This window comes from Stenotrophomonas sp. GbtcB23 (genome assembly GCF_019091045.1).
Lineage (GTDB): Bacteria > Pseudomonadota > Gammaproteobacteria > Xanthomonadales > Xanthomonadaceae > Stenotrophomonas > Stenotrophomonas rhizophila_A.
Map to the genome: position 1 here is coordinate 1 of NZ_JAGXKC010000064.1, position 10,837 is coordinate 10,837.

The 10,837-nt window shown below is 67.5% G+C and carries 11 protein-coding genes and 1 pseudogene; 5 read left to right on the plus strand and 7 right to left on the minus strand.

Annotation, left to right across the window (positions count from 1 at the left end):
• Positions 1–582: alpha/beta hydrolase (locus KVS69_RS16995; RefSeq protein WP_217539093.1), on the plus strand; the 582-nt coding region annotated here is incomplete at its 5' end.
• Between the two features lie 78 nt (positions 583–660).
• On the opposite strand, the gene KVS69_RS17000 is transcribed toward KVS69_RS16995, so the two are convergent.
• Together KVS69_RS17000 and KVS69_RS17005 are read right to left on the minus strand one after the other, a co-directional pair.
• Positions 661–1,593, minus strand: a complete 933-nt coding sequence (locus tag KVS69_RS17000) for a GAF domain-containing protein (protein ID WP_217539096.1) — start codon at positions 1,591–1,593, stop codon at positions 661–663.
• Positions 1,594–1,702: 109 nt separating this feature from the next.
• Positions 1,703–2,605, minus strand: a complete 903-nt coding sequence (locus KVS69_RS17005) for an MnmC family methyltransferase (protein WP_254622243.1) — start codon at positions 2,603–2,605, stop codon at positions 1,703–1,705.
• 50 nt (positions 2,606–2,655) lie between these two features.
• Here KVS69_RS17005 and KVS69_RS17010 point away from each other — a divergent pair, with 50 nt between their 5' ends.
• Together KVS69_RS17010 and KVS69_RS17015 are read left to right on the plus strand one after the other, a co-directional pair.
• Entirely contained in the window at positions 2,656–3,471 is an 816-nt protein-coding gene (locus KVS69_RS17010; RefSeq protein ID WP_217539098.1) for a hypothetical protein, read from the plus strand.
• Between the two features lie 81 nt (positions 3,472–3,552).
• Positions 3,553–4,038, plus strand: a complete 486-nt coding sequence (locus KVS69_RS17015; RefSeq protein WP_217539100.1) for a transposase — start codon at positions 3,553–3,555, stop codon at positions 4,036–4,038.
• Between the two features lie 306 nt (positions 4,039–4,344).
• Here KVS69_RS17015 and KVS69_RS17020 read toward each other — a convergent pair whose 3' ends face one another.
• Positions 4,345–4,770 carry a hypothetical protein gene (locus KVS69_RS17020; RefSeq protein WP_217539102.1) on the minus strand — a complete coding sequence of 142 codons (426 nt, stop codon included), beginning with the start codon at positions 4,768–4,770 and terminating at the stop codon, positions 4,345–4,347.
• Between the two features lie 111 nt (positions 4,771–4,881).
• On the opposite strand from KVS69_RS17020, the gene KVS69_RS21130 reads away from it, so the two are divergent.
• Positions 4,882–5,217 (plus strand): hypothetical protein, encoded by a 336-nt coding sequence (locus KVS69_RS21130; RefSeq protein ID WP_254622244.1) that lies wholly within the window; start codon positions 4,882–4,884, stop codon positions 5,215–5,217.
• A gap of 31 nt (positions 5,218–5,248) precedes the next feature.
• Here KVS69_RS21130 and KVS69_RS17030 read toward each other — a convergent pair whose 3' ends face one another.
• The 3 genes from KVS69_RS17030 to KVS69_RS17040 all read right to left on the minus strand — a co-directional run bounded on the left by KVS69_RS17030 (position 5,249) and on the right by KVS69_RS17040 (position 9,131).
• Entirely contained in the window at positions 5,249–5,620 is a 372-nt protein-coding gene (locus KVS69_RS17030; RefSeq protein WP_217539104.1) for a MerC domain-containing protein, read from the minus strand.
• Positions 5,621–5,752: 132 nt separating this feature from the next.
• A complete protein-coding gene (locus KVS69_RS17035; protein WP_217539106.1) occupies positions 5,753–7,363 on the minus strand; it encodes an ABC-F family ATP-binding cassette domain-containing protein in 1,611 nt (536 codons plus the stop codon).
• A gap of 166 nt (positions 7,364–7,529) precedes the next feature.
• Positions 7,530–9,131, minus strand: coding sequence for an EAL domain-containing protein (locus KVS69_RS17040; protein ID WP_217539108.1), 1,602 nt, complete (start codon positions 9,129–9,131; stop codon positions 7,530–7,532).
• Positions 9,132–9,426: 295 nt separating this feature from the next.
• On the opposite strand from KVS69_RS17040, the gene KVS69_RS17045 reads away from it, so the two are divergent.
• Entirely contained in the window at positions 9,427–10,200 is a 774-nt protein-coding gene (locus KVS69_RS17045) for a lytic transglycosylase domain-containing protein (RefSeq protein WP_217539109.1), read from the plus strand.
• Positions 10,201–10,207: 7 nt separating this feature from the next.
• On the opposite strand, the pseudogene KVS69_RS17050 reads toward KVS69_RS17045, so the two are convergent.
• Positions 10,208–10,837 (minus strand): annotated as a pseudogene (locus tag KVS69_RS17050) (hypothetical protein); the annotation flags it as partial.

The following is a 10,837-nucleotide window of genomic DNA, read 5'->3' on the forward strand; positions in this document are numbered from 1 at the left end:
AACGTCCGCCTGAGGCTGACCGGCGCCACGCTGGTCGGCATCGGAATGGGGTGCGGTGAAATCGTGCAGTTCTTCAGCCGGTTCGGGGGAGCGATTGTGGACAAAGCCGTGCTCATTTCCACATTCACCCCATTTGTTCTGAAAGGCTTCGGGAATCCGGACGGCTGGCTTCCGCTCGATGAGCAGGAGGCGATGCGGCAAGCACCCGAAGATGATCGGAATGCCTTCTTCGTTGATCTGGTCACCCGCTACTACAGTGTCAATGGCGAACTGAAAATTACCGATCAACAGTTCAGGGACGCTATCCGGATGTGCAAGTTCTCAGATCCGACCGCAGCGGTGGAATGCTTCGAGAGGTTCTGTTCCCGGGACTTCCGTCGCCAGCTGGCGGATATCAACAAGCCCACCTTGATCATCCATGGCGACAGCGACGCCTTCTCTCCATGCCCGAACACCGCAACCCTTACCCAGGAACTCATACCGGGCAGCCAGCTGGTGGTCCTGGAGGGGGCGCCCCATGGGTGCAACCTGACCCATGCCGATGAAGTCAACGCGCTTCTGCTTGATTTCATCTCAAGATGACCTAGTACCGCTGAGCGGTCCGGCCGTGGCGAACGCGGCCGCTGTGACTGTGGGGACGTCGCACCCGGTGGTCGTTCCTTAGGCGCGTAGCGCGTCTTTAGCGGCGCTCAATGCCTGGTCGGCCCGAAGGAAAACAGCGGTAGTGGCTTCGCCAGTGCTGGTGGACGCGGCGCCCAGCAGCAGCGGGCTGCCAAGGCTCTGGCTTGTTTCACGAGCCACCTGCTGCAGTTTCTCCACGGTGTCGTCCACGTGGTCGCTGCCGAGCACGGCGATGAACTCACCGCTGCCGGTCACGCGGTTGATGCTGTCCCCACGGTCTGGCTGCAGGCAGTGTTCCAGCGCCTGGTCCAACTGCTGCAACTGGCGGTCCAGGGTGCGGTCGCCGAGGCGCTGGGCCAGCTCGGACAGGTCCTGCAGCTCCAGGATCACCACGGTGTAGCTGCCGGCAGCGTCGGGGGCAACGGCGGTTTCTTCCGCCACCCCCTGGTCCAGGATGGCGGCCACCTGCTGCTCGCGTTCGCGGCCGCGGCTTTCCATCAGGTTCATGGTAAGGCGGGCCAATGCCTGCAGGGCTTCGCGCTGGGTCGTGTTGAGCTCGCGTGGGTTGACGTCCACCACGCACACGCTGCCCACGGCGGCGCCATCTTCAGTGACCAGCGGCATGCCTGCGTAGAAGCGGGCGCCCAGGTCCTTCAGCATGGGGTTGTCGGCGAAGCGGGCATCCTGGTTGAGGTCGCCCACTTCCATCAGCTGGGTCGGCTGGCGGATGGCGTGGTCGCACACGGCCACGTTGCGTTCGGTCTGCACGCCTTCCAGGCCGGTGCGGGCCTTGAACCACTGGCGGTCACGGTCGATCAGGGTGACCAGTGCCATCGGGGTGCCGCAGACGGCGGCAGCGACTTTGACGATATCGTCGTACGCCGGTTCGGGCAGGCTGCCCACGATGTGCAACGCATCCAAGGCGCGCTGGCGTTCGGTTTCATCGAAGGCGACAGGAGTGCTCGGGGTCATGCAGGTACCTGGGACGTGGAACGAAGCCGTAGCGTAGGTCAGCGGACCCGCGCCGGAGTTAAGCGCGGGTAGAGGCGTGGCCGCCGGTTCACCTGCGCGTCGGCCGGGATCAGCGCTTGACCGCCAGCACCCCGTCGAGCGCCAGTTCAGCCTTGAAGCCGGCCTTCTCCAGGCGTTTGGCGACCTCACGCGGCACATCGCGGCCGCTGGTGAGCTTGTTGGGCGCGCCGGTGTAATGGAACATGCGCCCGCCCTTGCGGATCACCCGCGCCAGCTGGTCATAGAACACCTGCGAGTACAGCTCGCCGGCGATGCCGAAGCGCGGCGGATCGTGCAGGATGGCGTCCACCGAGCTGCTCTCCAGCCCCTCGATCGCCTGCGAGACATCGGCGTGGGTCAGCGACAGGCGGCCACCACTGCTGGCCGCGTCCGGGTCGGGCGACCAAGGGTTGAGCGTGCGCAGCCACAGCACATCGGGGTTCTTCTCGAACGACTGGATGCGGGTGACCCCGGCTTCCAGGCAGCAGGCAGCGAAGTAACCCAGCCCGCCGCAGGTATCGAGCACGGTCTTGCCTGCCGGGGCCACCAGCGCCACCTTGCGGCGCGCATCCTCGTAGGGCGAAACCTGCGCGCTGGGCAGCATCTTGATGCCGTCGATCTCGAAGGTCGGCGCGTCCCACTCGGTGGGCACCAGCTTGATCAGCGCCGAGCCGAACCGGGATACCGCCAGGAATTCCTCGCCATCCCAGTAGTACAGGGTGCGATCCTTGGTCTTGCCCGGGTAGGCGTAGGTTTCACCCTTCCACTGCCAGCTTTCCGCGCCCAGCGTTGCCGTGCCAGTGGAGCGTGCCAGATCGAGCGAGCCGGTCCACTCGGTGGCACCGGCATCGCGGGCGCGGACCAGGGCTTCGGCGAGGGGGCGGGTGAGCAGGGGGCCGGTGTAGTGCGTCACGGGATCAGGGCGGACCGCGCTGCGGGGCAGCCGGCCGACGGGCAGGAAAGGGGTGGGCATCGTAACCGAGATGGGCACCGGGCTGGTTCACGCAGGTCTAGAATGCCGCCATGACTCCTTCGATCCTTACCACGTTGCGCCTGTTTGCCGGCATTCCCGTGTTGCTGCTGGTGGCGTGCACGGTACCGGGCAGCGGGCGGCCGCCGGCTGCAATAGACAACGTGCGCTCGGTGGAGATCCAGTACCAGTACAGCGGCTGGAGCCGTGCGGATGAAGTCCATAGACTGCAGCGCAGCGGTGGCCAACGTGCGTTTACTCGTACCTCGAAGGTGGAAACGGCCGAGGGAGTGGAAACCACGCAGGCCACGGTGCCGGCGCAGCGGGTGGGCGAGCTGGTGTGGGCGCTGTCGGCACCACCCTGGCCGCGCGAGCGGGGTATGCAGGTGATGGCGCGGCGGGTGCGCCCGCTCGGGATGCTGGAAAGCGCAGCGCCCAGCGCGAGCCGCAACGTACCTGCGTGTACCGCCGAAAACATCCGCAATCGGATGTTCGACCTCATGAAGGGGAGCGCGTTGCGAGCGCAGCTGGATACGTACTACACGCAGATGGAATGGACCGACGACTACCCCATGATGCGCGTGGTCATCCGTTTCCGCGACGCGCCCGATCAGGTCATTTCGTCGCGATCGCAGAAGCTGCAGATGCTGCCGTGGACCTTGGGTGACCTGCCGGAAGTGGATGTACCCTCCACGCCGCGCAGTTGGTCGGTGCCGGTCAGCGATGCCCTGCGACGTCTGCTGCCGCCTGCTTCGCTGGCGGCGAAGCGCTTGGGCGAAGAGAACGCCCTGATGCTGGGCGAGCAGATCAGGCACGCAGCTCAACAGGCATGTGAAAGCGAACTGGGACCGCCACGCGCCGCATCCTGACCGCGGGCCGGGCGGCGCACTGACGCCTGCGCGCGGGCTGCCCCGATCGTTCGCGCTCGCGCAGATTTGCACACTGCGCCCATGGCTACTGAAAACCCCTCCTGGCAACCCGGCAGCGCGTACTTCTTCAGCGCGCATCTTCGTGATCGCTACAGCCGCCTGCTGGTGGAGCACGCGCAGTTACTGCGGCTGGCATTCCGGATAGCGCAGCAGGCGCGGCCGTTCCGGATCAATGCAATCGTGGTGCTGCCCGATCATCTGCACGGCGTGTGGACGCTGCCGGATGGGGACGAAGAGGGCCACCGGCGATGGCTGCAGATCCAGGCGGTGTTCGACCGCCAGCTGCCGGGTCATCCACCGCGTGCGATGGTGCGCCGTGACCGCACGGTTCGGCCGCTATGGCACACCGACTTCCGTGAGCGACGGTTGGTCGACGCCGATGACGTGCAGCGCCACATCGCCTACGTGCACAGCTATCCCGTGCAGCACGGGTTCGTGCGGGAGGCCTGCGAGTGGCCCTACAGTTCCATCCACCGCCGTTGTGCCAGAGAGGGCGGGCCATGCTGAAGTACGGACGGACCGTGCCGCGCGGCGTGCGCTGGATGGTGGGCGGGCGACTCGGATGGCTGGCGCGTCCCGTGCGCAGGGACGCGCGCCGCCGTATGCCGCTACCGGGGGTGGCCGTGCAACGGAGGCGTGCGTGGCGTTGGGCGGGTCGGCCGTACAGGGGAGCGGGAGCACGGCGGCACATGCGCCGCTACGTGCGGAAGTCACCCCGGGGTTTGGTGCGGTGGGGATCCGCACCGACGAGGAAACCCCGGCGGCAACTGCACATCCGCGGTTCGCCGCAGGGCGGCGCCTTGGGTGAGGCGCTCAAGGGCAGGTCACCTGGAACACCGGGCCCGCACCGATCAGGACCAGCGCCATGTAGTCGCTGTCCTTGTCCTTGCCCTTGAGGGTGGCGCCGGGGTTGAAGTGAAAGATGCCGAAGCCGCCCGTCGGACGCACCAGCGCCTTGTCGATCTGGTCGGCATCATCGTTGAAGAAGCGGGCGATATCGGCGCGCGAGGAGAGCTGCAGCGGCGTGGCGTCACGCTGCCATTGCTCGTCGCGGTTGAAGGAAACGAAGTATTGCCCCTGCTGCTGCTCGATGCGGAACTCCGCCGGCTTGCGGGGGTGGGTGGCAAAGCATCCCAGCAGCGGGTCGGAAGAGAACATCCCGGCGGCATTGTCGCGGTCGCCGCAGGCTGAGAGCAGCAGCAGGCCGGGCAGCAGAAGCGTGAACGGTAATGTGCGCATGGCGGATCCCCCCCAGGGACAGGTTTGCGGGCATGGTGAACTTTTACCTGCGCAGGCGGTGTGTACGCGTTGCGTTGGGTGTACGGTTGGAGAGACCTACGGAGCACGTACATGCCGCAACCGACTTCCCAGCCGCTGCACACCCGTGTCGATTCCCGCGCCTCTGGCCAGCGCTGGCCGCTGCTCGGCACCGCCAGTTGGCTGGTAGCCCCGGTGATCCTGACGGCGGCCTACGCAGTGGCGCAGGCATCACCTGAAATGGGGCGCCTACTGGTCGGAAGTGCCGGAGTAGCGGTGGGCGTACTGGCGTCGTCAGTACTGGGCCTGCTGCTGACCATCGGCTCGCGCGTACGCCGCGAGCGCTGGCCATGGGTGGGCATTGTGGGCGCGATCATCAGCGCCTTGCCGCTGCTGCTGTTCCTGGCGGGAATGCTGCTGCGCCTGTAACACCAAGCATGCGGCGTAGAGCCATGCGGGTTCAATGACGGTGGCGGCGCCAGGTGTTCCAGATGTGGGTGCTGGCGAGGAGCAGGCTGCCGGTTACCGTCATCGGCGTCTCCGCTTCGTGGCTCGGCCACCCGGCTGCGCCCGCCAGCAGCAAAAGCAGACCGGCGGTTGCACTGACGATCGCCGCGGCCGGCAGCGGTTGCTTGCGGTGGGCGCGCCATAGCGCGAAGCCGGTGGTCGGGGCGGCGATGGCCACGAACACGATGTGCACCCACTCCGCTTCAGCCCACACCCCCATCAGCGGCAGGGCGGCGGCGAGTAGCGGCAGGGCCAGGCAGTGCAGCAGGCACAGGCTGGAAAGGGCGATGGCGCCGGCGTCGAGCAGGGCGTTGGTGGTCTTCATGGGGAAGGGTCTGGAACGTTCGGTGTTATATAGTAACATTTCAATCCACTTCCAGGCTTTTACCACCATGACTGCCTCTGCCATCCCCGACTCCCGCCTGCTGGTCACTTTGGCGCGTGCTGATGTTCGCGACTACAGCAGCTTCAGCTGCCACCCCTCCTCGCCGGCATCCAGATGATGGGTCAGCTGCACCGCATCCAGCAGTGCCTGGTCGTGCGAGACGATCACCACGCTGCCGCAGTACTGGTTGAGCATCTGCTCCAGCGCGGCCAGCGAGGCCAGGTCCAGGTGGTTGCCCGGCTCGTGGAGCAGCAGTAGCTGCGGCGGGACGTCCGCATACAGCACGGCGGCCAGCGCGGCCTTGACCCGTTCGCCACCGCTCAGGCTGGCCAACGGACGCAGGCTGCGCTCGGCATCCAGGCCGAGCAGGGCCAGCCGGGTGCGCAAGGTGCCCTCGCTGGCCTTCGGGTTCGCGCGCTGCAACAGCTGCAGCGCGGAATCCTGCGCGGGGAGCGAGGACAACGTCTGGTCAAGCAGGGCGATGCTGGCCGCGCGCTTGACCTCGCCACTGAGCGGCGCCACCTCACCTGCCAGCACCCGCAGCAGGGTGGACTTGCCACTGCCGTTGCGGCCGCGCACGCCGATGCGGTCGCCGCGCTGGAGATGCAGGGTGATGCGCCGCCAGGGCGCCTCCACCCATGGCAGGTGCACGTTGGCAAGCGTGGCGACCTGTTGCGGACCGGGCGCGGCCAGGCTGGGCCCGAGCATTGCAATCTGGGCGGCCTCATCAACCCCCGCTGCCGCCTCCCGTACCCGGTTGTCGGCCGCTGCGCGCCGTTCAAGCTGCTGCGCCTGCAGCCGGCCGGCGCTGTGCTCGGCGCGGTTCTTCATGCCGCCCAGCAGGATGGGGGCCTGGTTGGCGGTGCGGGCATCGCGCTGGGCGCGTGATTGGCGGTGTTCCTGCCGCTCGCGCTGTTCGCGTAGTGCGGCCTGCTCCTGCCGGCGCTCGCGCTTGCGCAGGGCAAGCTCGGCTTCGGCGCTGGCCTGTTCGGCCTGCTTCTGCGCGGCATACAGGTCGTAGTTGCCGCCGTAGCTGCGCAACCCGCTGGGCGTGAGTTCGACAATGCGCTGCATCTCCCGCAGCAACGCGCGGTCGTGGCTGATGACGATCAGGCCGCCCCGCCACTGCGCCAGCGCATCGATCAGCCGGGTGCGATGTGCGCTGTCGAGGTGGTTGCTGGGCTCGTCCAGCACCAGGGCATCCGCGTCTGAGAGCAGGGCACCGGCCAACGCCACCTGCATGGCCTGGCCGCCGCTGAGCGTGGCGGCCGGTTGCGCGGGATCCAGTTCGGGCAGGCCAAGCCGCTGCCATTGCGCCTGCAACTGCTCGCGCAGGGTCCAGCGTTCACCCACCACGGCGAAGTCATGCGGGTCCACGCTGCCGGCTTCGATCCGGTCCAATGCATCCAACTGCGGGGCGACGCCGGCAAGGTCGGCAATGCGGCCGGGCAGGACGCCACTGTGCTGGGCAAGCAGGTGCACGTGGCCTTGCCGTTGGATGTGCCCACTGCTGGGCTGGAGCTGCCCGGCCAGCAGACGGCCGAGCACGCTCTTGCCCACGCCGTTGCGGCCGACCAGGCCGGTGGGGGTGGTATCGAACGAGGCAGAAAGTTCAGGGAACAGCACCCGGCCATCGGGCAGGGTGAATGTCACGCGGTCGAGCGTGAGGGTGAATGCGGTCATGCGACCTCCAGCAATGCCAAGGACTCCCCCTGCGAACAGGGCGGGAAGGAGACTGGCCGTCCAACGACGGCGGCATTACTGGCGCATGCAGGCACACCTCATGACGGGGGCGGCTGGATGCCGCGTGCTCATTATAGGGCTGCATTCCAACCGGCCGATGAACCCGCTATTCGGTGATCGAGTTGGGGTTCTGCATGTCTTCCGGCGCCTTCCCATACTGCATGCGCCGCTGCTCATGGAAGGCCACGAACTCCGGGGCTGGCAGCGGCCGCGAGAACAGCCAGCCCTGGCCGAACTCCACTTGCCGCGACTGCAGGTAGGCGAGCTGGGCCGAGGTTTCGATGCCCTCGGCCACGGTGAACAGGCCCAGCGTCTTGGCCATGTCGATGATGTGCGAGGTCACCGGGCTGGTCACGCTGTGGGTGCCGATGGAATCAATGAACGACTTGTCGATCTTCAACGCGTCCAGCGGCAGCTGCTGCAGGTACTGCAGGCTGGAATAGCCGACGCCGAAATCATCGATGGCCACGCAGTGCCCGGCACGCCGCGCGGCAGCCAGCGAGGTGCGCGCGCCCTGGATATCGAGGAAACCCCGTTCGGTGGCTTCCAGCCAGATCTGCTGCGGGTGGATGCCGCTGCCGACCAGCTTGCCGGACAGCACCTTCAATGCCCGCCCGCTGCTGACATCGCCGGCAGACAGGTTGATGGCGATATGCGCGCTGCGATCATGGATGAGCAGCTCACGCATGTCGCTGATCACCAGGTCCATCACGTGGTCGGTGAGCGCTTCGATCAATCCGGTTTCTTCGGCGACGGGAATGAACAAATCCGGCCGCACCTGGGTGCCGTCGGCGCGAGACCAGCGCACCAGCGCCTCGGCGCCCACGCAGATGCCGGTGTCCAGTTCGATGATGGGCTGGTAGTCCATGCGGAACTCACGGCGGCGCACCGCGCTGGCCAGTTCGTTGCGCAGCGACAGGCGGCGGCGCGAGAGCCAGATGCCGGCGACGGTGGCCAGCACCGCGCCCACCACGCCCAGCGGCACCAGCTGCCAGAACTGCTGCTGGAAGGCGGCCAACAGCCCGACCCGTGGGGCGATGGCGATGGCCAGCCATTCCTGGTCCTGCGCGCTGGCAAACAGCGTGCGCGGGGTATGCCCGTTATGCGGTTCGCGCAGCAGTCGCTGCAGCAGTTCCGGGTCGGCCATGGGCTGCTGGGCGATCAGGCGGCCATCGGGGGTGGCCACCGCCAGCCGCACGTTGGGTTCGGCGATGACATCCACGAACCGGGAGGGGTCCATCAGGATGTCGTGGCGGCCCAGCTGCAGGGAGAGCAGCGAGGCGGCACCATCGCCCGCCACCGGCCGCACGCCAAGGGTGATGGCGGCGCCGTCGGCGGTGATGTGGTCTGGGGTAGGTTCGGGCACCAGGTCCTCGACCATGCCCCAGGAGGTGCAGCGCAGCCGACCTTCCTCGAAATAGCCCACCTGTTCGGCGGAGGTGGTGCTCAGCGTGAGGCTGCGCATCAGCTTGAGGTGCTCGGGCGAGCAGCCGGGCAGTTGCGCCTGGTTGAGCTTGCGCAGGGCCAGCAGGCCGGCCTCGTAGGCGCGGTGGGCACGTTGAAGGGTACGTTCGGCGGTGCGCTCGAGGCGGTCGGTCTCGGCGACCTGGGCGCGGCTCCAGCTGATGTAGACCAGCGCGGCCACAGGCAGGATGGCCCCCAGAAGGGCGGCAAGCGCGATGGCGGCGATGGTGCTGGCGCGCTTCAAGCGGACCTCTCTGCCCGGCGGGCGTGGATTGAGCCCTATATGACCATCTGGAACGTCGGTTTGGAACAGGGCTTCACGTAGATTCCTGTCGGTATTTCCCCAGTGTCGGCATCAGGTCGCAAGGGGGAGGTGAAGCCGTCACCCCGGCAGCCATGGCTGGTGCTTGCTTCGCCCACCCCGTCGGCCAACAGCGGCATTTTCTCAGCCACCCGCATAGGCTTCACCTGCGGTTCGCACTTCCGGCCGGATGATCGCGCCACCCCTCGATCTGGCCGCCCCCGGCGGCCCCGGAGCCATGAAGCCCCTGCTGCCTGCCGTGCTGGCCCTGTTGCCGTTGCTGTTGCCCGGCACTGCGGCCGCGCGCACGGTGTATCGCTGCGTACAGAACAACACGGTCAGCCTGGCCACGGCGCCCGAACCGGGTTCGAAGTGCAAGGCGCAGCAGATCGACGACAACGCGGTGCAGGCGCCCAACCTGTGGGGCAACATGGGAGTGTTCAGCGGAACCTTGTATGAGCGCGAGCAGGACGGGCAGCTGGTGTACTCCACCCGCAACCTGCCCGGTTCGCGGGTGTTCCTGAAATTCACCGTGGCCACGCCACCGGGCGAACCCGCGCACGAAGGGCTGGGCAAGGTCGGCGCGCCGCAGCTCAACCGCCATGCGAAACAGTTCAAGGCGGCGGCACGGGCCACGGGCGTGGACGATGCCTGGCTGCGCGCGATCGCCCATGCCGAAAGTGGCTTCGATGCCGGCGCGGTGTCGCCCAAGGGCGCGCAGGGGGTGATGCAGCTGATGCCCGATACCGCCACCGAACTGGGCGTGTCCGATCCGCTTTCCGCCGAGCAGTCGATCAATGGCGGCGCGCGGTACCTGAAGGCGCTGCTGGCGCGCTACAAGGGCGACCGCACGCTGGCGGCGGCCGCCTACAACGCGGGCATCGGAGCGGTGACCCGCTACAAGGGCGTGCCGCCGTATGCGGAAACGCTGGCCTACGTGGAGAAAGTGGGCGCGCTGTACGCGCGCTACCGCGAGGCGATGGGCTTCAAACCGGAAACCCCGGCGCGCTGACCTGCGCTCAGAAGGTGAACAGCGGGTAGGACTCGATGCGGCCGACACGACGCACCGCAGCCTGCACATCGGCACGTTGCTTGAGCTGCTTCCAACGCGCCGTAAGCAGGACTTCCTCCGGCAGCGGTGGCGCATCGCGCGTGTCCTGCAGCTCAAGCAGGGCATCGCTGCGGTCCATCGGGTCCTGCAGCTGGGCGATCAGGCCGGCCGCGGCTTCATCCATCCGATCCTCCAGCAACAGCGCCTCACGGTAGTGGCCGGGGGTTTCAACGCGGCTGGCGAACAGCTGCTCGCGCGCGCGCGACGCTGCGGCGGCATCGTCGAGCTGCAGGGCGGCCTGCAGTTCGATCACCGCCTTCGTGCTGCGGCCGTAGGTGCTCATGTTGTCCAGGCCCTGCATCGTTTCGCGTGCCATCGACGGACGGTGCAGGGCGGCATACAGGTTGGCCAGGTTGAGGCGCTGACTGACCGTAGCGCGCTCGGGGCCAGCCGTGCGGACCGCCAGCAGCTGCGCGCCTACCGCGGCGTCGGCCTTGCCCAGGCGCCGGTAGGCACGGCTGCGGGTGTCGAGCATCCACGCAATGTGGCGCGCCATCTCCGGCGGCGCCGAACGGGCGGCTGCGGCAGCCTCGGCGAT

Excerpts from the sequence above, each read along its gene's own strand:
- KVS69_RS17045 (WP_217539109.1), top strand. The coding sequence starts at position 9,427 with ATGAAGCCCCTGCTGCCTGCCGTGCTGGCCCTGTTGCCGTTGCTGTTG.
- KVS69_RS17030 (WP_217539104.1), bottom strand. The coding sequence starts at position 5,620 with ATGAAGACCACCAACGCCCTGCTCGACGCCGGCGCCATCGCCCTTTCC.
- KVS69_RS21130 (WP_254622244.1), top strand. The coding sequence starts at position 4,882 with ATGCCGCAACCGACTTCCCAGCCGCTGCACACCCGTGTCGATTCCCGC.
- KVS69_RS17020 (WP_217539102.1), bottom strand. The coding sequence starts at position 4,770 with ATGCGCACATTACCGTTCACGCTTCTGCTGCCCGGCCTGCTGCTGCTC.
- KVS69_RS17015 (WP_217539100.1), top strand. The coding sequence starts at position 3,553 with ATGGCTACTGAAAACCCCTCCTGGCAACCCGGCAGCGCGTACTTCTTC.
- KVS69_RS17010 (WP_217539098.1), top strand. The coding sequence starts at position 2,656 with ATGACTCCTTCGATCCTTACCACGTTGCGCCTGTTTGCCGGCATTCCC.
- KVS69_RS17000 (WP_217539096.1), bottom strand. The coding sequence starts at position 1,593 with ATGACCCCGAGCACTCCTGTCGCCTTCGATGAAACCGAACGCCAGCGC.
- KVS69_RS17035 (WP_217539106.1), bottom strand. The coding sequence starts at position 7,363 with ATGACCGCATTCACCCTCACGCTCGACCGCGTGACATTCACCCTGCCC.
- KVS69_RS17005 (WP_254622243.1), bottom strand. The coding sequence starts at position 2,605 with ATGCCCACCCCTTTCCTGCCCGTCGGCCGGCTGCCCCGCAGCGCGGTC.